26 protein-coding genes are annotated in these 23,427 nt (G+C 39.1%); 14 read left to right on the forward strand and 12 right to left on the reverse strand.

Going from position 1 to position 23,427, the window contains the following annotated elements:
- Positions 1-72: 72 nt before the first annotated feature.
- Together J6836_RS07205 and J6836_RS07210 are read right to left on the reverse strand one after the other, a co-directional pair.
- Positions 73-1,287: an MFS transporter gene (locus J6836_RS07205; protein WP_219248046.1), complete on the reverse strand. Its 1,215-nt coding sequence runs from the start codon at positions 1,285-1,287 to the stop codon at positions 73-75.
- A gap of 84 nt (positions 1,288-1,371) precedes the next feature.
- Positions 1,372-2,550, reverse strand: coding sequence for an MFS transporter (locus tag J6836_RS07210; RefSeq protein ID WP_219248048.1), 1,179 nt, complete (start codon positions 2,548-2,550; stop codon positions 1,372-1,374).
- A 116-nt stretch (positions 2,551-2,666) separates the two neighbouring features.
- On the opposite strand from J6836_RS07210, the gene J6836_RS07215 reads away from it, so the two are divergent.
- Positions 2,667-3,566 carry a LysR substrate-binding domain-containing protein gene (locus tag J6836_RS07215; protein ID WP_219248050.1) on the forward strand — a complete coding sequence of 300 codons (900 nt, stop codon included), beginning with the start codon at positions 2,667-2,669 and terminating at the stop codon, positions 3,564-3,566.
- Here the strand turns inward: J6836_RS07215 and J6836_RS07220 are convergent.
- Positions 3,563-4,351 (reverse strand): helix-turn-helix domain-containing protein, encoded by a 789-nt coding sequence (locus tag J6836_RS07220; protein ID WP_255586345.1) that lies wholly within the window; start codon positions 4,349-4,351, stop codon positions 3,563-3,565. The genes J6836_RS07215 and J6836_RS07220 overlap by 4 nt on opposite strands.
- A gap of 207 nt (positions 4,352-4,558) precedes the next feature.
- Between J6836_RS07220 and J6836_RS07225 the strand changes: the two genes are divergently transcribed.
- The 4 genes from J6836_RS07225 (at position 4,559) to J6836_RS07240 (ending at position 8,381) form a co-directional block, all read left to right on the forward strand.
- Complete coding sequence (locus J6836_RS07225; protein ID WP_219248052.1) at positions 4,559-5,101, forward strand: GNAT family N-acetyltransferase; 543 nt, start codon at positions 4,559-4,561, stop codon at positions 5,099-5,101.
- A 168-nt stretch (positions 5,102-5,269) separates the two neighbouring features.
- Positions 5,270-6,697, forward strand: coding sequence for a Na+/H+ antiporter NhaC family protein (locus J6836_RS07230; protein WP_219248054.1), 1,428 nt, complete (start codon positions 5,270-5,272; stop codon positions 6,695-6,697).
- 16 nt (positions 6,698-6,713) lie between these two features.
- On the forward strand, positions 6,714-7,700 hold the full coding sequence (locus J6836_RS07235) for a D-cysteine desulfhydrase (protein ID WP_219248056.1): 987 nt from the start codon (positions 6,714-6,716) through the stop codon (positions 7,698-7,700).
- A 159-nt stretch (positions 7,701-7,859) separates the two neighbouring features.
- Positions 7,860-8,381, forward strand: a complete 522-nt coding sequence (locus J6836_RS07240; protein WP_255586346.1) for a GNAT family N-acetyltransferase — start codon at positions 7,860-7,862, stop codon at positions 8,379-8,381.
- A 24-nt stretch (positions 8,382-8,405) separates the two neighbouring features.
- On the opposite strand, the gene J6836_RS07245 is transcribed toward J6836_RS07240, so the two are convergent.
- The gene (locus tag J6836_RS07245) at positions 8,406-9,338 is read right to left on the reverse strand and encodes a DMT family transporter (RefSeq protein WP_219248058.1); all 933 of its coding nucleotides are present in this window, start codon (positions 9,336-9,338) and stop codon (positions 8,406-8,408) included.
- A gap of 95 nt (positions 9,339-9,433) precedes the next feature.
- On the opposite strand from J6836_RS07245, the gene J6836_RS07250 reads away from it, so the two are divergent.
- A complete protein-coding gene (locus J6836_RS07250) occupies positions 9,434-10,318 on the forward strand; it encodes a LysR family transcriptional regulator (RefSeq protein ID WP_219248060.1) in 885 nt (294 codons plus the stop codon).
- On the opposite strand, the gene yqfB is transcribed toward J6836_RS07250, so the two are convergent.
- Complete coding sequence (yqfB, locus tag J6836_RS07255) at positions 10,296-10,616, reverse strand: N(4)-acetylcytidine aminohydrolase (protein WP_219248062.1); 321 nt, start codon at positions 10,614-10,616, stop codon at positions 10,296-10,298. The two genes, J6836_RS07250 and yqfB, sit on opposite strands and share 23 nt — an antisense overlap.
- A gap of 175 nt (positions 10,617-10,791) precedes the next feature.
- Between yqfB and J6836_RS07260 the strand changes: the two genes are divergently transcribed.
- A complete protein-coding gene (locus J6836_RS07260) occupies positions 10,792-11,574 on the forward strand; it encodes a GNAT family N-acetyltransferase (protein ID WP_219248064.1) in 783 nt (260 codons plus the stop codon).
- A 38-nt stretch (positions 11,575-11,612) separates the two neighbouring features.
- Here the strand turns inward: J6836_RS07260 and J6836_RS07265 are convergent, their stop codons facing one another.
- From J6836_RS07265 to J6836_RS07275, 3 genes are all read right to left on the reverse strand, one after another.
- Positions 11,613-12,209 (reverse strand): LysE family translocator, encoded by a 597-nt coding sequence (locus tag J6836_RS07265; protein WP_219248066.1) that lies wholly within the window; start codon positions 12,207-12,209, stop codon positions 11,613-11,615.
- Positions 12,210-12,234: 25 nt separating this feature from the next.
- Positions 12,235-13,158 carry an alpha/beta hydrolase family protein gene (locus J6836_RS07270; protein ID WP_219248068.1) on the reverse strand — a complete coding sequence of 308 codons (924 nt, stop codon included), beginning with the start codon at positions 13,156-13,158 and terminating at the stop codon, positions 12,235-12,237.
- A 78-nt stretch (positions 13,159-13,236) separates the two neighbouring features.
- Positions 13,237-14,010, reverse strand: coding sequence for a DeoR/GlpR family DNA-binding transcription regulator (locus tag J6836_RS07275; RefSeq protein ID WP_219248069.1), 774 nt, complete (start codon positions 14,008-14,010; stop codon positions 13,237-13,239).
- A gap of 87 nt (positions 14,011-14,097) precedes the next feature.
- On the opposite strand from J6836_RS07275, the gene hisN reads away from it, so the two are divergent.
- Together hisN and J6836_RS07285 are read left to right on the forward strand one after the other, a co-directional pair.
- The gene (gene hisN / locus J6836_RS07280) at positions 14,098-14,898 is read left to right on the forward strand and encodes a histidinol-phosphatase (protein WP_219248070.1); all 801 of its coding nucleotides are present in this window, start codon (positions 14,098-14,100) and stop codon (positions 14,896-14,898) included.
- A 28-nt stretch (positions 14,899-14,926) separates the two neighbouring features.
- Positions 14,927-16,087: an MFS transporter gene (locus J6836_RS07285; protein WP_219248072.1), complete on the forward strand. Its 1,161-nt coding sequence runs from the start codon at positions 14,927-14,929 to the stop codon at positions 16,085-16,087.
- Positions 16,088-16,142: 55 nt separating this feature from the next.
- Here the strand turns inward: J6836_RS07285 and J6836_RS07290 are convergent, their stop codons facing one another.
- Positions 16,143-16,970 carry a PhzF family phenazine biosynthesis protein gene (locus J6836_RS07290; RefSeq protein ID WP_219248074.1) on the reverse strand — a complete coding sequence of 276 codons (828 nt, stop codon included), beginning with the start codon at positions 16,968-16,970 and terminating at the stop codon, positions 16,143-16,145.
- A gap of 132 nt (positions 16,971-17,102) precedes the next feature.
- Here J6836_RS07290 and J6836_RS07295 point away from each other — a divergent pair, with 132 nt between their 5' ends.
- Genes J6836_RS07295 through J6836_RS07310 form a run of 4 tightly spaced genes read left to right on the forward strand, consistent with a single transcriptional unit; the run spans position 17,103 to position 20,002 of the window.
- Positions 17,103-18,203, forward strand: a complete 1,101-nt coding sequence (locus tag J6836_RS07295) for an NAD(P)/FAD-dependent oxidoreductase (RefSeq protein WP_219248076.1) — start codon at positions 17,103-17,105, stop codon at positions 18,201-18,203.
- A gap of 3 nt (positions 18,204-18,206) precedes the next feature.
- Entirely contained in the window at positions 18,207-18,980 is a 774-nt protein-coding gene (locus J6836_RS23120; protein ID WP_219248078.1) for a GNAT family N-acetyltransferase, read from the forward strand.
- A complete protein-coding gene (locus J6836_RS07305; protein WP_219248080.1) occupies positions 18,964-19,437 on the forward strand; it encodes a GNAT family N-acetyltransferase in 474 nt (157 codons plus the stop codon). Before J6836_RS23120 ends, J6836_RS07305 begins: the two co-directional genes overlap by 17 nt.
- Before the next feature lie 10 nt (positions 19,438-19,447).
- Complete coding sequence (locus J6836_RS07310; RefSeq protein ID WP_219248082.1) at positions 19,448-20,002, forward strand: adenylate kinase; 555 nt, start codon at positions 19,448-19,450, stop codon at positions 20,000-20,002.
- A 68-nt stretch (positions 20,003-20,070) separates the two neighbouring features.
- Here J6836_RS07310 and ddlA read toward each other — a convergent pair whose 3' ends face one another.
- Positions 20,071-21,174, reverse strand: coding sequence for a D-alanine--D-alanine ligase (ddlA, locus tag J6836_RS07315; protein ID WP_219248083.1), 1,104 nt, complete (start codon positions 21,172-21,174; stop codon positions 20,071-20,073).
- Between the two features lie 134 nt (positions 21,175-21,308).
- Positions 21,309-22,178 carry a LysR family transcriptional regulator gene (locus J6836_RS07320; protein ID WP_219248086.1) on the reverse strand — a complete coding sequence of 290 codons (870 nt, stop codon included), beginning with the start codon at positions 22,176-22,178 and terminating at the stop codon, positions 21,309-21,311.
- Between the two features lie 147 nt (positions 22,179-22,325).
- On the opposite strand from J6836_RS07320, the gene J6836_RS07325 reads away from it, so the two are divergent.
- Complete coding sequence (locus J6836_RS07325) at positions 22,326-22,940, forward strand: LysE family translocator (RefSeq protein ID WP_219248089.1); 615 nt, start codon at positions 22,326-22,328, stop codon at positions 22,938-22,940.
- Here the strand turns inward: J6836_RS07325 and J6836_RS07330 are convergent.
- Positions 22,937-23,413: an NUDIX hydrolase gene (locus J6836_RS07330; protein WP_219248090.1), complete on the reverse strand. Its 477-nt coding sequence runs from the start codon at positions 23,411-23,413 to the stop codon at positions 22,937-22,939. The two genes, J6836_RS07325 and J6836_RS07330, sit on opposite strands and share 4 nt — an antisense overlap.
- Positions 23,414-23,427: the final 14 nt, after the last annotated feature.

Genomic DNA, 23,427 nt, shown 5'->3' on the forward strand with positions numbered 1-23,427 from the left:
TTAATTTAATAACGTCATTATCGCGAATATGTTACGTAAAGAATCTCCGCAGATTGCTTTTTAATTATGGCCTCAACCGCTTATTGTCGGCATCGCTTTTAATGCCCGGATGGGTGACTGGATAATAATCCCTAATTGAATAGCAAAGAAAAAAACGGCGGCCCATAAACAATATTCTACACCACATAATGCAGCAATAATTGCGGCTATGGCTGAGCCTAATGGCCTAGCACCAAAGGATGTTGTTAACATTAGCGCGGAAACACGACCAATCAGTAAATTAGGTGTCACCGACTGGCGTAATGAAACTGTGGAGATAGTCCAAATAATTGGCCCTGCACCAAATAAAAAATAGGCTAAAAAAATCAAATAAAAAGATGAATTCCAGATAGTAAATAGTAACGTTATCGAACCTAATAAACCACAAACAGGCCCAAATATCACTAAAATCCCATAGTTAAACTGCAAAGATAAGTAACGCAGACCAAGTGCGCCAACAATCATTCCTATACCATAAACTGAAATCGAAATACCTATTTGCTGCGCTGAAAGTTGTAACACTGTCACCGCATATGCCGTAAAAACACCCTGAATAATAAACCATGCTGTATTAAAAAATAATGCGGTCAATAGAATAGGTTTTAAATACGGGTTGTGAAAAATATAGTCAGCCCCTTCTTTCAATTGTTTTAATATAGATGTGGAAACTAGCGTTCCCTTTTGCTCTTTGGGCAATTGAAAAATTAAAACTAAAGCAATGATCGATAAAATAATGGCGAAATTATAAGCAAAGGACGCACCAATATAGCCAACCAATATACCACCTAATGCAGGTCCTGCCGTATAAGACAAACTTCGAGCTAGTTCAATCCATCGATTTGCATTAACTAATTGGTCGCGGGAGATCACAGCGGGAATATAGGTTGAAGTTGCAACACTGTAAATTACAGTGCCAACAGCACCAACAAATCCAAATAAAATTAATAATCCGAATGAAAGTAATTTTGCAAACAATAGTGCAAAAATTATACCTAAAACGGCAATACGTATTGCTTCAGAGTATATCATTAGGTTACGTGCACTATATCTATCCGCAACAATCCCAATAAATGGTGACACAATAAGAAAAGGCAAAGTCTGCAACATTTGCAACCAAGCTGTATCACTGGCAGAAGCATTGAGTATCAATACAGCGACGAGAGGTGTTACTGCTAGAGCAATTTGCTCCGACATTTGAGCAAATAAATTTGAATAAGCAACTTTACTAAAAATTTTACCTGAATTCATATAAGGCCTTTCTTACCTGTTGAAGATTTCCTTCTACATTAAAGAAAGGCCTTATCTTTTAACTTTCCGTTTATTGCTTTTCAATTAACCACAAACAATTTCAGTCTCTACTTTCGCATCAGATTTTTTGCGAAAAATAACAAGAATGACAGCAATACCTAAAACAGCAACGAGCGTTCCCATAAAGCTAATCATTGAATAACTATAACCATAAGATAACACTCCACCACCAATAGCCGCACCAATAGCATTACCTAAGTTGAAAGCACCAATATTAACGGAAGAAGCTAGTGCTTGTGCGCCTGTTGCTGCATTCATCACTAAAATTTGTATTGGCGGAACAATACCAAAGCTAAAAATACTCCAGAATAATAAACCCAATCCTGCACCAACTGCATTAGTCCCTATGAATGGGAATATTGCCATACTTAACGCTAACATTAAGAAAAAGATAATTAACGTGCCAAATAATGATTTATCCGCAAATAAGCCACCAAGATAGTTACCAATAGTGAAACCAACACCAATAATCACTAACATGACGGTAATCATTTGATCAGATGCATTGATAAAATTCATCAACATTGGCGTAATATAGGTATATAGGGTGAACATGGCACTTGCCCCTAATACTGTTGATAACATTCCTAACATGACCTGTGGTCGGCGTAAAATACGCAATTCGTTTTTAACATTAACGTCTCGGCCTTGCAGGTTATTAGGTAACGCCCAAATTAAACTCGCAATGGTTAATAATCCAAGTGCGGCTATTAAATAAAATGCCTCACGCCATCCCATTACTTGAGTTAATTTGGTCATAAGTGGAACACCACCAATATTGGCAATGGTTAATCCCATAAACATGGCTGCAATTGCACTTGCTTGTTTACCTGGTGGCACAACACTGGCAGCCACAATGGCACCTAAACCGAAAAATGCACCATGGTTTAAACTGGTAATAAAACGTGAAATGGATAAGGTCACCAAATCAGGTGACATCGCTGAAAGTAAATTTCCTACCGTAAAAATAGACATTAAAAATACCAATGCCACCTTCGGCTTTCTCTTCACCAGTAATAATGTCATGATCGGTGCCCCAATCATCACACCAAGAGCATAAATAACAACTATTGACCCCGCCGATGGAATATCAACCTGAATATTATCAGCAATATACGGTAACATTCCCATTGGGGAAAATTCAGTTGCTCCAATGGCGAAAGCCCCTATCGCTAATGCCAGTAGTGCAGTGTTAATTCTCATTTTTTCAGCCTTATTGAAATAAATTATTAACATTTATTAATGCCCTGAATTTTTCCACATTGAACGCCAATGAAAAAGACGTTAAGGTGAAAATAACTTTTGCTGGAAATGCAATAATGAAAATAACTTTTGAAGAACTTCAAGCTTTTATCAGTGTCGTTGACTGCGGTTCTATTACTTCAGCCGCAGAGCAACTCAACATGACCATTTCAACGGTAAGCCGTGCACTACTTCGGCTTGAGGAAAAAATGGACACCACACTGCTTTACCGAACAACACGTTCAATCAAGCTCAGTGATGAAGGTGCTGCATTTTTGCAAAAAGCGCGAGAGATTGTTGATCTTGCTCACGAAGCAGAAGAAATGCTATCTGCCCGCCAAGCCATTCCTTCTGGCAAGCTGCGTATTGATGCATCAACCCCATTTTTGACACACGTTATTGCCCCTCTGATCCCGTTATTTCATGAACGTTATCCGCAAGTTGAACTTGAAATTTATAATTATGAAGGTGTAACAAGTTTATTAGAAAATAGAATTGATGTGGCTTTTCGCATTGGCGTACTTAAAGACTCATCACTCAATGCCACCTTATTAGGTTTTAGTCAAAAACGATTAGTAGCTAGCCCCGCTTACTTAGCTAAATACGGTGTCCCACAAAATACTAACGAATTAAAAAAGCATTGTTTACTGGGTTTTACTCAACCAGATTCGCTAAATATTTGGCCAGTAAAAAATGCGAGTGACGATTTGCTTAAAATCAAACCCAATATTACAGGGGCAAGTGGTGAAGTCTTATTCCACCTCGCTGTACAAGGCGCTGGAATTTTATGCTCTGCTGATTTTGTCACCATGGATGCATTTGCAAGTGGTCAGTTAGTGCAGGTTTTAGAAAAAGAAACTATCGTGATTCGTCAACCCATTAATGCTGTTTATTACCGAAACCAAGCGGTATCACCTCGCTTACGGTGTTTTATCGATTTTATAAGAAAATATTCAACCAAAATAGAGCCTCTCTAGCTTTTCCCTGATTTTAATTTTGCTCCCTTTTTAAATTCTGTCAGCGTTATTCCCGTATGCCGTTTAAAATAACGGCATAAATATGAGGTATCGTCGAAATTAACTTCATCAGCTATTTCCTTTATTGATAATTTACCAACCTCAAGTAATGCTTTTATTTCTAAAATAACCTGCCTATCTATCAATACTTTTGGGGGATCATTAAAGAAACTTTGGCTGATTTTTGATAAGTAAAATGGGGTTATCGATAATTTTTCAGCATAAAATCTTACCTCTTTATGCTGTTTACAATGCCGAGTGATCAAGTCCCAAAAGCGCCAGCAAAGTTGCTCTTGTCGGTTGCGTTTTTCAGGTTTAGCTAAAATCGTTTTAGCGTCATTACTGATTTCTAAAAACAAATTTTGCAAATGGTTTTTCAATTGTAACTGCCAATGTTCCCCACGTTCAGTTGCTATTGAGAGCATGATTTTTTTCCAATAATTAAATAAATCATGTTTTCCTACAGGGATTTGAATAACGGGATAGTCATTAAAAAAGGCAAATAATTGTTGAGGTAGTGAATAAGCAATAGAGGTGGCGAGTTTTTTATCAATCAATAAGTATTCGAGGTTAAAACACCGGGATTTTGCTTGCAACATGGCAAAGGTATCATCATATAAAACAATCAGGTCATTTTTTCGTACACGATACTGCCTAAAATTAATATTAAAAATCGCACAACCTTGCAAACAAATACAAACCGTTACGTATGATGAAGATAATGTTTTTTTCTGCATTTTATCCATATTGGTTACACCAATACGGATAGCCTCTGAGATATCAACCAAATGTGTTTGTATGCTTAACATCACGTATTTTCCTCTTAGTAAACACCTCCTAGTCTATCATAGTTGCTATAAGTACCTAAAATAGACAATTTTACCTCTTAAATATTACTCATTAATACCTAAAATACACGCAATATCCACTCCCATCATTAAGAGGAAAAACTGATGGTACTTTATACAGAGCGTTTGATTTTACGCCCATGGCAAGAAACGGATGCTGAGAGTTTGTATTTTTATGCGAAAGACGAAAGAATCGGTCCGGTTGCTGGCTGGCCTGCTCACCAAAGCGTTGAAGAAAGTCATACGATTATTAAAGAGATTTTCATGCGCGACGAAGTTTATGCCGTTACTTTAAAAGAAGACAACCGCGCAATTGGCCTAATCGGGCTATCTTTATGTCACGAAAGTAACTTCCCGATCGGCGATAATGATGCTGAAGTCAGTTATTGGATAGGCGTACCATTTTGGGGCAAAGGATTAATACCTGAATCCATTAAAGAAATTATTCGCCATGGGTTCGCAGACCTAAAATTAGATAATTTATGGTGTGGCTATTTTCAAGGTAATGAACAATCAAAAATTGCACAAGAAAAGTGTGGTTTTAAATATTACAAAACTTTGGAACCTCAATTCATTGAGTTAATAGGTGAGACAAAAACAGAAGAAATAAGCCGACTCACAAAGCAAGAATGGCTTTCATTACAGTAATTCTGAGGAAAATTAAGGCTATCTCATTGATGGTCTTAATCATTTTATTGTCACAACACATTTCTAAGCGAACAAACATATTCTACCATTTACCAATTAATGCTATGATTTTTTGATAATTATAAAGTCAAAAAATCAAAATTTTATATAGGATTAACAGGTAAACACATGCACGACTATGGTATTTGGACAATAATCACCCCTATTGTGACGATTATATTGGCAATACTCACCCGCCAAGTAATGCTTTCTCTCATGTTAGGAATACTTGTAGGTTTTACGGTTATTAATGATCACAATGTTCTATTAGGTGTTAAAGGCACCGTTGATGGTGTTATTAATACATTCTCATCTGCTGGAAATACCCGCACAATTGTTTTTATGGTGATGATCGGCGGAATTATGCGGTTAGTTGTTGTAACTGGAGGGGTTCGAGCTCTCGTTCAATTATTAACGAATAAAACTCGGTTAATTAAAAACCGCACAGCGACACAATTATTGGCTATCGTTATTACCTCACTTATTTTTATTGAAAGCTCTATTAACCAATTAGTTGCAGGTGCTTCTACCAAAAATTTAGCACGTCAATATGGCGTCGCACCTGAAAAAATGTCCTACTTAATTCAAACAGCATGTGTTTCGGTTTGTTCTTCCGCCATTATTAATGGCTGGGGAGCCGTTATCATGGGGTTAATTGGTGTACAAATATCCCAAGGGTTAATTACTGGTGAACCTTTTGATATTTTAATTACCTCTATTGGTTACAACCTGATGGCTTGGTTATCCCTTGGTACGATTTTAATTTACGTCTTCACAAATTTTTCATGGGGGCCGATGAAAAAAGCGGAAGAAAAATATCAACAAGCGTTTATTGCTGGAAATATTTCTACATCAAACACTCAAGACAATGAAGAAGAGATCATAGACCATCCAAATGCACATTCTTCGTTAAACTTCTTTATTCCTATTTTATCTACCGTTTTAATGGTCCCTGTTGCACTCTATATCACTGGCGACGGTGATTTTAGTAAAGGCAGCGGCTCAACCTCTGTTTACTGGGGGGTTATGTTTGGTACAGCTGTATCATTTTGTTGGTTTATTGGTCGCCGCCTATTGAATATCGATAGCTTTTTTAAAGAGTTGTTTATCGGCTATGCCAATATGCTGAAAATAAGCTCTATTATGATTTTGGCGTTTTTAATGGGCGATGTTTCTGCTGAGCTCAATACCGGTGCTTATATTGCTGAAGTCACTCAAGGCGTTATGGCTCCTGGCTTTTCTATTGGTTTTATCTTTATTATTAGCGCTATTATGTCTTTAGCAACGGGTACATCGTGGGGAACATTTGCAATTATGATCCCCATTGGTGTGCAATTAGGTTTATCGGTAGGAATGCCTGTAGAGTATATGATTGGTGCTGCAATATCGGGCTCAATATTTGGTGATATGACCTCTCCTATATCTGCCGATGCTATTGTGGCCTCAATGGCAACCGATTGTGAGCATATTGAACATATTCGCACGCAAATGCCTTATGCACTCGTAACCGCCAGTGTGGTGCTTGCTATTTACCTGTATCTTGGTTTTACCTATTAATAAGAAGAGAGTTTAGATGTCAATTCAACAAACATTACGCCAATTCGAAAAAGTTGATTTATTAAAAACCTCAACACCACTTCACCGGCTTAATAACTTGTCAAAAAAATTTGGCCGCGAAATTTATATTAAGCGCGATGATATGACACCTCTGGCAATGGGTGGGAATAAGTTACGTAAACTTGAATTTCTAATGGCTGATGCATTAGCAAAAAATGCAAAGATTATTGTTACAGCTGGCGCAATCCAGTCAAACCATGTTAGGCAAACTGCAGCCGTTGCTGCCATGTATGGCTTAGAATGTGTTGCTTTATTAGAAAATCCAATCCAAAGCAATGACTCAAATTTTCTGCATAATGGTAATAAATTACTGACGGATCTATTTGGCGCACGCTGTGTCATGTGTGAAGAACTAACCGATCCGCAAGCCCAAATGGAAGCGCTGATCGAGTCGCTGTCACTACATGATGCCTATATCGTCCCTGTGGGAGGTTCAAATGCTTTAGGGGCATTGGGTTATATCCAATGCGCGGTAGAAATTGCTGAGCAAAAACCAGAGCATATTGAATTTGATAAGATTATTGTTGCTTCTGGTAGTGCAGGCACTCATGCAGGTCTTGCTATTGGTTTGCAAGCGTTGTTACCACAAAGCCAGCTCATTGGCGTAACCGTCTCACGAAAACAACAAGACCAAGCCCCTAAAGTTGAAAAATTACAGAATGAATTAGCCCAATTATTAAAATTGCATCAAGTGCCTGACGTCATATTATGGGATAACTTTTTTGCTCCTATGTATGGCATGCCTAACCAACAAGGCCTTGCAGCCATAAAACTACTTGCTCAGCAAGAAGGTATTTTACTGGATCCCGTTTATACAGGAAAAGCAATGGCAGGCTTAATCGACTATTTAGAAAACTCAGTTGAAAAAACGCCAGTGCTATTTATTCATACTGGCGGTGCACAAGCCTTATTTGCTTATTCAGATATTAGCCAAACAATGTAATCAACTCAGTTTATCTTCTATAAAGGGCATTTTTGCCCTTTTCTTTTGCCAACTATTTTCATTATATTTGTTGTATAAAAAATTCTCTGACCTGTACTTTTTATACTATGGATGCCAATTCACCGAATCGATGCACTGGCACAAATGGAAGATAACAAAATGATATCAATACCAATCACTCTCAGATTAGCCCGTGAACAAGATGCATTAGCACTTTATGAAATTGGTATGCAGAGTTATATGCACCACTTTGCTGCACTTTGGAATAATAAAGATGAATTATTTGAATACCTAAATCAGGAATATAGTACCGATAAAATCATCCATGATATAAGTCAGCCAAACGTAGAGTGGTATGTGATTGAATCAGAGTTCCCTATCGGGTTAGTGAAATTGACACACCAAGAAAAGATACCCGATACTCAGATGGCTGGAACATTGTTAAATAAGCTCTATTTCTTGCCCGCAGCGACAGGAAAAGGTTATGGGAAGTTAATCCTTAAACTGATTGAAGACATCGCCATAAATAAAAGCTCAGATATACTCTGGTTGGACGTGCTCGCCAGCAATTCGCGAGCTATCCAGTTGTACCAATCTAATGGGTTAAAAATCCTCAAGGAAATTTTATTTAAAACCGAGTCACAACAAACCCTTGAATACATTATGTACAAAACCCTTTAGGGTGGCTTATAAAATAATATATCACTAAGCGCTATTTTGCTGTGTCTTTTTCTTATTCGTTAACATGATCCCTAGGATAATAAGTACCCCTCCCAAAATGATCATTGAGCTCATTTTTTCATTCAGAAAAATCGTTCCAATAATAACAGCACTTAACGGATTAAGTGCAATAAATGACCCAGCTCCCGCAGCACCTAACTGCGAGACACCTTGGTAATACCATACATAAGCAATAGCCGACCCTAAGATACCTAAATAACTTAAACTGACTAAGTCACCCACCGATAATAAAGACAGTTTTCCAAAATTGATTTCTTGTGTACAAATGGAAGTGAGAATTAATAATACAGTGCCAAATAAAACCGCATACGTCACAGTATGTAATGCCCCTATTTCTTGGATCACCTTTTTACCTGCGACCGTATATATCCCCCAGCTAATCACGCAGCCTAGAATAGCCAGATCCCCTTTGTTGATCATAATGTTACCTGTATTTGGTACTTTATCTGATAGCAAAATGACCGCACCTATCACACATAAACTTATCCCAATGCCTTTTTTAATTGAAATTTTCTCTTTCCATAAAATAAATGAAATTAAGGCAATCATCGCAGGGTTGATTGCGACTAATAAAGCTGCGCGTGACGCAGGTATGATTTGTAAACCATAGAAAAATAAAATTTGATAAATAAATACCCCACTCCCACCTAATACCATAATTTGGCAAAACTGCTTCATTGAAATACGTTTCCAGCCAATACGCCCCAAAAACAGCACTAAAATTAATGAGAAGCTGGCAAAAAGAAAGCGTAATGTCGCTGACAATAAGGGGGGAATTTCAGATTGAATGACCCTGCCCGCAATAAATGTACCGCCCCAAATAACGGAAACAAACACCATTTGAATGACGATCATATTCAGTGGTCTTTTTTTGGTTATTGTTACTGTGTTTTGCATTTTTTTCTCAGTGTTGAAGATAAAAGTTTTGTTAATTCTTGTCTCACTGATAAGCTAAACCTAATTTAATATCATATGCTAATGAGCTTTTACTCATGACACTCACACAACTTGAAGTCTTTACCACCGTGGCTGAATTAAAAAGTTTTACATTAGCGGCGATGAAATTGAATATTTCCCAGTCAGCGGTTTCTCATGCAATAAAATCATTAGAAAAAGACCTCAACGTCATGTTATTTACTCGTGAACAAAATCAAACAACCTTAACTGAAATAGGCAAAACATTGCTGTTGCGTTCACACCATATGTTGAATATCCAAGAATCTATGAAACAAGAGGCTCTGGCATCGAATGGATTAAAAGCGGGTATTTTAAGAATTGGTTCTTTTGGCCCAGGGTCATCTTTAAATTTGTTGCCCCCCCTTTTAGCTCAATTTCGTGAAAAATATCCGTTGATTAATATTGTGGTTGATGAGGGCGATGACGAAACGGTGACTCAGTGGTTACAAGAAAAACGTATTGATATTGGTGTGGTTGTGTTACCTGATGAGCGGTTTGATACCTTTAAAGTGAAAGATGACCAAATGGTGGCAATTCTCCCTCTGGATCATCCATTGGCAAATCAGCCAAGTATTTCATTGAAAGAATTATGTGAATACCCGTTTAATTTAACGCAGGCTGGATCAGGAAAATTAGTGTTAGATTTATTCCATGCACAAAAGCTGACTCCCAAAATACAGTTTAAAACACGGCAATTACTGAGTACCTTTGCTTTAGTCGCTCGAGGTGATGCTGTTTCAATTGTCGCGCAACTGGCTATTCCTGATTACATTCAAAATATTGTGGTCAAACCGCTAAATCCCCCTGTGAAAAGAAATATTGCCTTTGCTGTTAATGATGAAAGCCAGCTGTCACCTGCCACAAAGGCATTTATTAAAATTGCTAAAAAATGTATGGTTAATTTACCAACCGATAAGTAATCACATATAAAGATTGTTCTGTCGGGTAAATTTCTTTGATTAATTTTTTCAATGTATCTAATGTCATTGCTTCTTGTTCTGCGTGATACTCAGAAATATCATCATAAAAAATAGGCTCCACTGAAAGTATTTCAATTTCAGTGTAATATTTCCCTGTCTCAAGAGCATAGACCTTAACAATTGTACCTGGTACGTAGTGGCTTTCGCTTTTATCACGAATTGTGATCACTTTTTTTCCTGATACCACTAATGGCAGTAACCGCTCAAAAAACGTAATCGTTTCTGGTGCATCGTTCATAATTTGTCCCTACTTTTATTAAAACGTCTATTTATAAACACATTTTCTTATAACATCGTCAAAATGCAACCAAATGGTTGTTTTCGTGCTGTCATTTATCGCTATTCTACTGTTGTACAAAATTTTTCTATACAATCAGGATTGAATATGGTTAAAAACAAATTGGATATCAATAATGAATAATAACGAAGCCCTATTTTATCAACAAGAAGGCCACTTTTGGTCTGCTATTTGTTCAGATGTTTTAAAGGTTAGTGAAAATACCATCGCCTATTTTTCTGAACTCGACTTACCTATTTTCAATTTTATTTATCTTCATCAGGGCGCTAGTTTTAGCGAATTTGCACAAGCTGAAAATGCATTTAAGCAGCAATCTAAGCCTTATGTATTAGTTGTTCATCAACACGAACTAAGCCAATTTGAACACGAAATCGAGAAACGCGGTTTAATTGCGGACGGTAAATCAACAGCCATGATTTTACCAACCCCTGCACTATCTTTATTTAAAGAACCATTGTCACCTGAAGTTGGCTATCAAATTAAACAATGTGATAAACAATTGAATGATTGGGCGCAACCATTGATTAGCGCATTTCCTGTAAATTCAGATGTTGAGGAAGAAGACAACACCGTCATTAATGAATATGTTCGTTACCATCAAAGTGCTTTGGATAAACACGTCAATATGATGCATTTTGTCTTATTTTCTGGTGAACAACCTGTATCTACCTTAACCTTAACAATAAATAATAGAACTGCACGGCTGGATGATATTGGCACTGATATTCGCTTTCAGAAAAAAGGATTTGCGACAAAACTTATCAAACACGCATTAGGTGTTTGCAATCAGCAAGGTATTGAACAATGTGTATTAGAAGCCTCATCCGATGGGCTTTCAATCTACAAAAAACTGGGGTTTGAACCTATTTTTAGCTACTTTAGTTTTATTGCTGAATAAATATTTAGCGAGTACCTAAGCCATAAGGTACACGCCATTTAAAATAAGTAAGGCGCAAGTGTAATTATCAGCAGCAATATACCACCACCAATATTAATATATTTTCTCAGTGTGTTAATTTGAATTGATGAGGAAAAAAAGACAAGGCTTCCACATGATATAGCCAACCAAGCCGCCATCATTAATACATGAATGCTGGATAAAATAAGAAAGCTCATTAAAGAAGGGCCTTTACCAACAAAGTTAGATACCACCACTAAATATAAAACAATTGCTTTAGGGTTTAACAAATTGGCTAAATACGCATCTTTAACCGTAACAGCCCTAATTATGTTATTTGCTGTACTTTTACCCGCTTTTAGCCCTGTATTAATTAATGTGATAGACAAATAGACTAAATATAACGTTCCTAAGATACCGATTGAACGCATTACCCATGGGTAAGAGGCAAGAATTTTTGTCAGACCAATGCCAACGAATAAACCATGCGTCATTATCCCTAACCCAGTCCCAACAATTGGGATAATTAGCCCTTTCAATCCTTGAGTTAACGTACTATTCAGTGCGATAGCAAAGCTTGCCCCTGGGGAAACAATGATTGGAAGTAATGTCACCATAAAACCCAGTATATCCACAGGCACAAACCTTATATTCAGTTATCTATTTTAATTCCACATTGCTGTACCAGTTTTGAATATCTTTCACAATCATCTCAGTATGCAATTGCCCTTGATTATCCTTAAAGAAATGATCTAGGTTTTCATATTTTTTAAAACTCACTGATGGGTTATTCGTTTGGCTCATCATTCTTTCTGTACTGTAAGCATCAACATTCGTATCAGCCATCGTTTGAATAACCAAATGAGGTGTTTTAATTGCCCGTACTAACTTCAAATTATCAATCGTCAGCATTTCATACCACCAACGTGGCCCATGTCCGCTAACAAACTGATCATCCTTTAATTGTTTTTGTTTCGCAGCTTGTGCAAATTGGTTAAAGCCCTCTAATGAATTAGTGACTTCGTCCGTTGGGGTATTATTTTTGATGCTATAAAGTACATCATCAATAAAATATTGCCCCCCCACATTCAACGCAATAGATGCAGAAATAAAATCACCTTTGGCCGCAATTAAATGGGTGACTAATGCCCCTTCACTGCCGCCTAATAAGACAATATGTTGGTAATCTTTTTTGAGTTGTTTTAAAACCGCAGCATAATTGTCAGCTCGCTCAATTGGGGAATCTTGTGACATATATGCCACAGGGCATTCTTCCTCTGACGCTTCTTCACCGTCTGCGCCAACTTCGCTATTTAGCCCTGTTTTTTCAACCAATAAAATATCGTTATTGGGAAAAACTGCCCCAAAGTTTTTCACCATGTTGGGGTTATTGACCACACTTTTGCAATCTGAGCCCTGCAATAAGACCAGTAAATCCTGCGATTTTTTCTCACCTTTTTGAATGACATAATAATCAATTTCTTTACCGTCATTGAGCAGAGTTTGTTTTTTATATGGGGTAGATTCAGCGAGTACACCAAATGAACACAAAGAAATTAAAAGTGCGGTCAGTTTAATTGTCATAGGGGAAACCATGAGTTGTTTTTATTCGCCATTATATTAAACAAGGTGATTAAGTTGGTGCTTATAATGCTTCACTTGCTAGCTGGCCATTACTATCTTTAGCGGAGTATCTGCAAATAATTCAACGATATTTGGATTCAAACTTTTATCCATCACCAAAATAGATATCTGATCGCAGCTTGCAATTGTGTAACGGGCAACACCAGGTAACTTATCTGCGGTAACGCCCATAATGACTTGGTTACTGCGCTGAATAAGCACTTTTTTAAACTCCGCTTCTTCATAATCAAAGATAGTCACGCCCATTTGCGGATCTATGGCGCAGCCGCCAATAAAACATTGGTCAAAATGAATATGGTTAATTTGATTAGCAGCGGACGTATCAATACTGGCACCAATTTCACGATTCAACTTTCCACCAATTAAAATTACTTCGCAAAGGGGCCTCTTCATGGATTCAATCGCAATGGAAGGCGAATTTGTCACCACCGTAAACCCAATATGTGCGGGTAAATTGCGCGCAATTTCTAAATTCGTCGAACCTGTATCAATAAACACACAGGCGCCTTGTTTAATTAATAAACTACAGGCCTGTGCGATTTTGATTTTTTCAGCTTGATTTTGCTCGATTCTTTGCTCGAACGAGCCAAGTTCATCTAACATACTCACCGCCCCGCCATGAACTCGGCGGCAAACGCCTTCTTGGGCTAATTCATTCAAATCCCTACGAATTGTATGTTCAGAAACCTGCAAGTCACGGGCAAGAATGGTGCAAATCACTCGCCCTTGCTCACGTAGCAATTGGCGAATTTTATTTTGTCTTTGCTCTGGAAAAACGGCATAATCGAGCATATAGTACCTCGTAATTATTTTTAAATGATCATAATCGAGCACAATATTATGTCAATACCCTCGTTATAACGTAATAAGGAAGAAGATATGAACAACTTACCGCTACCTGACAGCTTCTTTTTACATGAACTCGCAAATATTGCGGGGAAAATCTCTCTCGATTATTACCGCACTAATGAGCTCAGTGTGGTTGAAAACAAGCCAAAGGCTAATTATCGTTTTGACCCCGTCACGCAAGCAGACAAGCTGGCTGAGAAAGCAATGCGCGAACACATCACCCAAACCTATCCAACTCACTCTATTATGGGTGAAGAGTATGGTATTACTGGGGAAGGCGATATTCAGTGGGTGCTCGACCCGATAGATGGCACTCGCCCTTTTCTCTGCGGTATTCCTCTTTGGGCTAACTTAATCGGTCTAACGGAGCATGGAAAAGCGGTGATGGGTATGATGAGCCAACCCTTTATTGGGGAACGCTTTTGGGCAGATCAGCATGGCAGTTGGACGAGTAGCCCGCACGGACATTCTCGTTTAGCTACTCGAAAAAACGTTAAATTAGAACACGCTATATTACATACGACATCTCCAGAGCCAATATCCGCTCGGCCTGATATTCACTTTAAGGCACTTGATGAACGTGTTTTAATGACTCGTTATGGGGGGGAATGTTATGGAATGGCCATGCTCGCAGCAGGAAGAATTGATATTTGTGTCGAATTCGCACTGGAACCTTATGATATTGTTCCATTAATCCCTATTATAGAGCAAGCGGGTGGAATGGTCACCACACTTGAAGGAAAGCGCGCAGAATCTGGTGGGGCTGTCATCGCAACAGGTTGCCCAATCCTTCATGAGCGCGTTCTGACTATCTTAAATTCAGGTAGTTAATTTATCATTTAAAAAAGTATTATAAAAAATGCAATCTACTCAACAACTCAATGCGAATGTTCACTTAGCGCCTGCAAAAAGAGAGCAAGTTTCCACACGCATTATCTTTTTTATTGCCGGTTTCGTTACCGCAGCTTGGGCTGCCATTGTTCCCTATGTCAAAGTCAATACAGGGGCGAATGATGCAACACTTGGCATGTTGCTACTTTGCTTTGGTGGTGGTGCACTTGTTGCCATGCCAGTGACAGGTGCGTTAGCCGCCAAGTATGGTTGTCGCCGCTTGATGGTTATTGCAACCATTGGTTTTTGCTTGCTTTTTCCTGTTTTATCGTCACTTTCTAGCATCAGTTTTTTGATTGCAGGCTTATTGTTGTTCGGTATTTTTATTGGCCTGACTGACTGTGCAATGAATGTGCAAGCCGTGATTGTAGAAAAATCCTCAGACAAGCCCATTATGTCAGGTTTTCATGGGTTCTACAGTGTGGGGGGAATTGCGGGTGCAGGCACAATGAGCTTAGTTCTGCTGTTAGGGGTATCAGCCACTTTAGCGTCTATTTTTGTGTCCGTTATTGCGTTAGTTTTATTAGCCATCTGCTATAACGGTTTAATTACTTATGCAAATGCCCCAACAGGCCCACTGATTGCCATTCCCAAAGGGATTGTTTTGGTGATTGGTATTGTCTGTTTTGCTGTATTCCTTGCAGAAGGTGCAGTGTTGGATTGGGGGGCCGTATTCTTAATCGAGCACCACGGCCTCAAAGAAACTCTGGGTGGTCTTGGCTTTGCAGCCTTCGCGACAACGATGACTATAGGCCGGTTACTTGGCGACAAAATTGTGATGCGAGTAGGCTCATCACGCGTAGTGTTTTTAGGCGCTTTACTGGCTTGCCTTGGTTTTGTAATCGCGGTTCTTTCCCCTTATCTAGTCCTTGCCATTGTTGGTTTCGCGTTAGTGGGTGCGGGTTCATCGAATATCGTTCCCGTGATGTTTTCTGCGGTTGGCAAACAGAACACAATGCCAGAAGCCTTGGCAGTGCCCGCGATTTCAACGTTGGGTTACTTAGGGATCTTAGCGGGACCTGCGGTCATTGGCTTTGTGGCTTTCCAATTAACGTTAGCGACTGCACTTTTAATGATTTCCGTATTATTAGTGTTTATTGCATTCGTTACCCGTTTTATTCGAGTTTAATTTCTTCAACATCATAAGGTTGCATTTTATTAGCAACCTTATGATTATCGAATAACTATAGTTCAATTGTCCCACTAATGCAGTTGATCACATCTCCCGCTATCCAAATACCCTCATCATCTGCACTCACATACACGCGTCCTTCGCCATATACACATTGCCCTTGGCCAACAATATATTGCTTTGGCAACTTCCCTTGAGGGATCAACCACTGTGCTGCACCTGCGTTAAAGCTCCCTGTCACAGGGTCTTCAACGGCACTTGTGCCACAAAAAACCCTTACTTCAAGCTGCTTATCTTTACCTTCTGGGTAAATTGCGCACAGGCCAATATCATAGCCCTTAAGTTGAAAATAGTCGGGTTTAATACTCAATAACTTATCGACCGATTTAAGTTGGATCCCCATCCAATTAGGGCCATTAGCGACCCAATTACTGTCAACAACATCGTCTTCCGTGATCCCCAGCCCTTTAAATACCTTTATTTTGTCACTTTGCTCAATTTCACCACTACGAATAAGAGGCGGTGCCTTAAATGCCAATCGGCCATTCACCTTTTTAATCGCAATTAACCCTGCTTTACATTCTTGAACTATCGATGTTTTCTGCTGCTGCCCGTAAGTTTGTTGCCACACAAAACAACTCCCCAATGTTGGGTGTCCTGCAAAAGGTAACTCACCTTCTACCGTAAAAATTCTCACACGGTAGTCAGCATCTGGTGTTGTTGGTTGTAGTAGAAAAACGGTTTCGCTTAAATTAGTCCACTTTGCGAATTTACTCATTTGAGCATCCGTCAGGTTATCAGCCCCAACGACAACAGCCAGTGGGTTGCCATCTAATTTTGTTGCCGAAAAAACATTCACTTGTTCAAAAATATACTTCATTTTTCCCTCTAAATTGTGACTTCATATATTTACTATGGGAATAATAATGCGCTAACCAATAATGTTTGTGTATATAAATGCCATAACACATTAAGATAGCCATTGTAATTGATACTCAGATACAGGTAACCCATGGATTTGACAACTAAAAAAACGATTATTATCGTGGGCGCTGGCTTTGTAGGCACCACATTAGCGTGGTATTTATCCAAGCATACAAATCAACGCGTTATTTTATTAGACAAAAACCATGCTGGCCAAGGTGTTACCCAACACGCATTTGCTTGGCTAAACGTATCTTACGGCCGCCCTGATGCATATAGCCAGCTTCGTAAACAAGCACTCGCCGAATGGCGTTCTCTAGACGAGCACACACAGGGCCAGCTAAATATCCAGTGGTCTGGTGCAATTAGCTGGCAAGATAACGAAACAGCAACAGCATTATTTATTGATGACCATAAGAAAAATAATTTTAATGTCAAGGCTTTAGATAAAGATGCATTACAGGAAATGGAGCCAAATTTGCGTTCGCTACCAACCCTTGCTGCTTTTTGCCCTGATGAGGGGAGTATAGATCCTGTTTATGCCACACAAATGCTGCTGAAACTGGCTATTGAGCAAGGCATCACCTATTTGCCAGAGCATGAAGTGCTTTCCCTTATTCAAGAAGATAGCTGTATTTTAGGTGTCATGACCAATCACAGCACATTTTTAGCCGATCAAACAGTGATTACCGCTGGCGTTGATGCCACTGCGCTCATCGGTTCAGTCGGTGTCGAGCTCCCTGTTAGCGCATCACCGTCCATTATTGTGCACATTAATGATCCAAGCAACGAGCAATTGGTACAACACATCATATCAACCCCAGAAATGGAGCTGCGTCCTGTTTCTGTAAGCAAAATACTGTGTGCTGAAGATTACATTAGTGATAAACCGGAACACAGTGCAAACTGTATCGCACAAAACGCCCTTACCGTTATCAAAAATTCATTTATAGGTAGTGATAAACTCAATCTTGAAAAAGCTTTCATCGGAATGAGACCTATGCCAAAAGATGAGATGCCAATTGTCGGAAAAGTTGCTGATTTCGAAGGTTTATATATTATCAGTATGCACGCTGCGATTACACTAGCGCCATTGATATGCCAATTGGCTCAAGATGAAATTTTGCATGGAATAGAACAAGCTACACTTAGCCCATATCGATTAACTCGTTTTGCATCAGGTAACTGACAAATGAATATTCCGTTGTACTATTTAAGACATTATCAATCGATTGAAAAAACGTTTTGGACATCTATTTGTGAACATAGTATCCAGATTGCACAACATACAATTTGTTATTTAACGCCACTTAACTCGCCGGCGTTTAACTTCATCTATTTGCAACCTGACTCTACCAGCCACGCATTTATGCAGGCTCACAACCTGTTTGTTTCGCAGAAGAAAAATCATACGTTAGTGATCCCTGAAGAAATGCTCCCTCAGGTGGTTAATAAGGCTGAATCCTTAGGGTATAAACGTGACAGTGTCACAACTGCTATGGCATTAACCCTAGCGAAGCAAAATGAAGTTAAACTACCTGATAACCAAGTGGATATTGTTTTAGCTAACCATGACTTGTCGTTGTGGGCAAAGCCACTGGTTTCTGCATTTTACCTGTCAGAAGAGCACGATCAGGTTATTCAGGAATATGTCCGTTATCATGAAGATGCACTGCAAGAAGGCGCTCCGCAATTTCACCTTGTATTACTCGTTAATGGTGAACCCGCAACTTCCATGACAGTTACGATTGAAGGATCCCTTGCCCGCTTTGATGATATTGGTACTGAGCCTCGTCACCAAGGTAATGGCTATGCTTCGCAACTCATTGATTATGCTCTAGCATTTTGCCGCCAGCAAGGTGTCGAGCACTGTTTCCTCGATGCGTCTGAAGCTGGATTTGATTTGTATAAAAAATTTGGTTTTGAGCCCCTATTCCGTTATATCAATTATGTCTGGTGTAAATAATTTACGTCACTGGCGTTATTTGCACGATATCCCTGAATTGGAACCATTAATTGCACAATGGTTCCTACAGGAATGGCCTTCACACTATGGTAGTGCAGGTAATGGCGATGTTTGGCAAGATATCGCTGCATATCGCCATCGTGAAGGGGTCGGTATGGGGATCGTCGCCTTTGAAAATAATAAACCCTGTGGTTTTATTGCGCTGAAAAGTGAACATTTTTTACCAAATAACCCCGCATTTCCGTGGGTTGGTGCCGCTTTTGTTATTCCTGAGAAACGCAATCAAGGTCTTGGACAATATTTATTTGAACAACTCGAATTGATTATTGATAAACGGCAATACCCGCATATTTTCTGTGCGACTGCCGTTGCTGATAATTTACTCATCCGCTGTGGATGGCAATTATCGGTACCATTAAGCCAGCCTTCTCTGCGTATTTATCACAAATATATCTGATACTTAATATATGAAAATTAATATTATTGGCACCAGCGGCAGTGGTAAAAGTACCCTCTGCCGACAACTTGCATTGATGCTAAATGTGCCAGCTATTGAGCTGGATAGCCTATATTGGTTAGCAAATTGGCAAGGTTCCTCTGATGATGCGCTTAACCAAAAACTCAACACCGTATTAACTGGCGCTGCATCAGGGTGGGTGCTTGATGGCAACTACACCCGAACACAACCCATCAAATGGAAAGATGTCGATATGGTTATTTGGTTAGATTATTCGTTACCTCGGACCTTATACCAATCTGTTGTGCGTACGGTGTCTCGCATTCGTTCAGGGCAAGAGCTGTGGGAAAATACGGGTAATAAAGAAAGCTGGAAAAATTCCTTTTTCAGTCGTAATTCGATTATTTTGTGGTTACTGAAGACTTACTACCCAAATAAGGAAAGAAACCTAAAACACATGGCGAATATTAATTTACGCCATATTCAATTTGTTCGGCTTACATCCCCAAAAGAAACACGTTTATTTTTACAGCAGATGGAAGCGCAGGTTGCGGCTAAAGGATAAGTTTATTTATGGTGGTGAGAGATAATCTCAGTAGCCATAAAGGCTACCGAGATACAATAACTTAGTCACTAAATTTCATTACATGCAGTTTTCAGCATGGCGGTTTGTTGGTATTTTTCAATCCCTAATTCAATTAAGCGGCTGATTAGCTGCTGATACGTCATGCCGCCTTGTTGCCACAGTTTTGGATACATACTAATGTTCGTAAAGCCAGGCAATGTATTGATTTCGTTAATAACAACGTCATTATCTTCTGTTAAGAAAACATCAACACGAGACATACCGCTACAATTTAATGCGCGGTATGCAGATAATGCAATCTCACGAATTTTATCGCTAACAGCTTCATCTAACTGCGCAGGTGCCACAACAGAAGCACCATTTTCATCAATATACTTGGTGTGATAGGCATAAAAGCTATCATGTAAAACGATTTCACCACACGGGCTGGCAAGCGGTTCATCATTACCCAATACCGCACACTCAATTTCACGCCCTTTTACTGCGCTTTCAATCAGAACTTTAATATCGAATAAGAAAGCAAAATCTAATGCAGCTTCAAATTCTGATGCATTATTAACTTTGCTGATCCCAACCGACGAGCCTTGGTTAGCAGGTTTAATAAACAGTGGTAAGCCTAGGAGCGCTACTGTTGCTTCATATTCTGTTGTCGCACGTTGATTTTTGAGTACGGTAATAAATGGGGCAATATTTAAGCCTGCGTCTCTGAGTAATCGTTTAGTTACGTCTTTGTCCATACAAGCAGACGAACCTAAAACACCCGGACCCACAAACGGTAAATTCGCCATACGCAATAAACCTTGCAACGAGCCGTCTTCACCTAAGTTACCGTGAACAATAGGGAAAATAACATCAATTTGTGGCAATGGTTTTGCATCTTCTAGGGAGATAAATTGTTCGTGGGTTCTTCCCGGAACAAGTGCAATACTACGTTTGGGTGTATTGAGTGCGATGCGGGATGGGTCGTCCCCATGTATCAGAAAATCGGCTTCATTATACTCGTGCCATTGACCTTCTTTATTGATACCCAAAAGGCATACATCAAACTTATGGCGATCTAGGCCATTAATAATATTTTTAGCTGATTGCAGAGAAACTTCATGCTCTGTCGATTTCCCACCAAAAATTACACCTACCCGTACTTTGCTCATTATCTGCTCCAACGTAAGACACCATACCTAGCAGAGAAATATAGCACGCACGGGGAAAGTTATGTCATAAAATCTTTATATTACAGTGAAGTTCGCTGTATTAATGAACAATCATTAGATTTTTGATGAAAACTCTACCTATTATTAATGTAATCAATACTGATATTGATTTGCTCAATCAGCCAGTTCGCAAAAATTGCCGCTGCATGATGTGAATCCAGGGGCTTTGGCGAAAGTAAATAATAAGCAGAACCATCTGGAATAAAACCATCCGATGACTGAAGCTGCCCAGATTGAATTTCATCGATAACCATAAGAAATGATGCTAACGCAGTGCCTTGCCCCGCCAATGCCGCTTGAATACATAAATAGAAGTGTTCATAAGTCACATATTTGCAGCCTGTTAAATCCACTCCACTTTTCTGCTGCCATGTCTTCCATGCATCAGGACGCGATACACTTACCAATAGTGGTAGCATCATCGAACCACCTGAACGCAGTGATACTGCCCCCATTTGCTCTGAACATACCTTCATGGCATGTATTTGCCCGCCCCATGAAAAATCATTACGCCTTAATGCGAGATCAACGTGTGTCTTCGCAAAATCAATGGCTCCACCAGCAGCAACAAGATGAACTGTAATGTGGGGATATCGTTGATAAAAGTCGGTTAAACGCGGAATTAACCACTTCATGGCAATCGTTGGCTCACAAGACAAGCTCACCACATCGGGTGTTGAGTTTGTTTTTATCTGCTCAACCGCTGCACTTAATTGCTCAAACATCCCACGGGTCGTCTGTAGAAGTAGTTGGCCTTCTGGCGTTAAAAAAACGGCACGATTTCGCCGCTCAAACAATTCCACACCAAGGTGCTCTTCCAATAGGCGAATTTGCCGGCTGATTGCACTGTGCGTGACGTTCAATTCTTGTGCGGCTTTAACAAAGCTGCCCGCTTTAGCCGCAATATCAAAAAAGCGTAAAGTCGATAACGGAGGTAGTTTCATATAGGTAACGAAAAGTAACAGATTTAAGTCAGGATAAATCGCTTTTTAACTTTATTCAATCTATTGATAATAAAAACATTAATTAGCAAAAAATAATCATAACCATGATCATTACTGTAAGTTTTTATAACTCTTTAGGATACTTAAATGAATGAAATTCTTGCGGTAGCAACGATTACAATCCTTGCCGTAATTAGCCCAGGGCCTGACTTTGCGATGGTGACTCGGCAAAGCTACACCTATGGCATAAAAACGGGTTTATTATGCGCTTTAGGCATTGCAATTGGCGTCCAAGTGCATGTGTTCTACACCATTTTTGGTATCACGCTAATAATTATGAGCTCAAGTACATTGTTTTTAGCGGTTAAGTTAATGGGGGTTTTTTATTTAGTTTATATCGGTATTAAGTCATTTATTAATAAAACAAAACTAGGCACTGATAGCACAACTTCGCAGCCAATTTCACATTTTAACGCATTCAAAACAGGCTTTTTAACCAATGCGCTTAACCCAAAGACGATGTTTTTCGTTGTTTCTGTCTATAGCCAAGTTATTCAAGCAGGTAATCCGATTTGGCTCAACCTTGGCTATGGGGTATTCATCTCATTGGTGCACTTAGTTTGGTTTAGCTTAATTGCGTTATTTTTTGCCACTCCCTCAGTACGCAATAAGGTACTGATTTATCAAGCCATAATGGATAAAATTATCGGTATATTACTTATAGTATTGGGATTATCCCTATTATTCTTCAATGTGAGTTAGGCCTTATCAATGACCTGATAATATTCATTTACCATTTGTGCCAATTCAATCACATCCTTTGGAATATTTAAGTGAGTCAGTTGTTGAAAAGGCACCCAACTAAATGGCGAAAAAGGTGGCTGTTCTGGTGAGGTTAATTCACACAAATAAACCATATCAATATGCCAATGGTCACCTTTTTTCTTATCCGCAATGAACTCTTTGAGGATAGCCATGGGCAATGGTAATGATTGAGTATGAGACGAATTAGCAACTAAGGCCTTAAAGGGGTAACCACAGCTAAGAATTTTGCAAGATAACCCAGTTTCTTCTAATACTTCACGGTATAACGCATCTTGTGGTTCTTCATTTTCTTCAATATGCCCACCCGGTGGTAACCAAAAACCTAGTTTAGGATGTTCATGGAGCAGAAACTCACCTTTTTCATTACGGATCATTGCTGTAGCCGTAAAGTGTTTTATCTCATGACTCATACAATAATAACTCT

It is taken from the genome of Providencia sp. R33, assembly GCF_019343475.1.
Taxonomy (GTDB): domain Bacteria; phylum Pseudomonadota; class Gammaproteobacteria; order Enterobacterales; family Enterobacteriaceae; genus Providencia.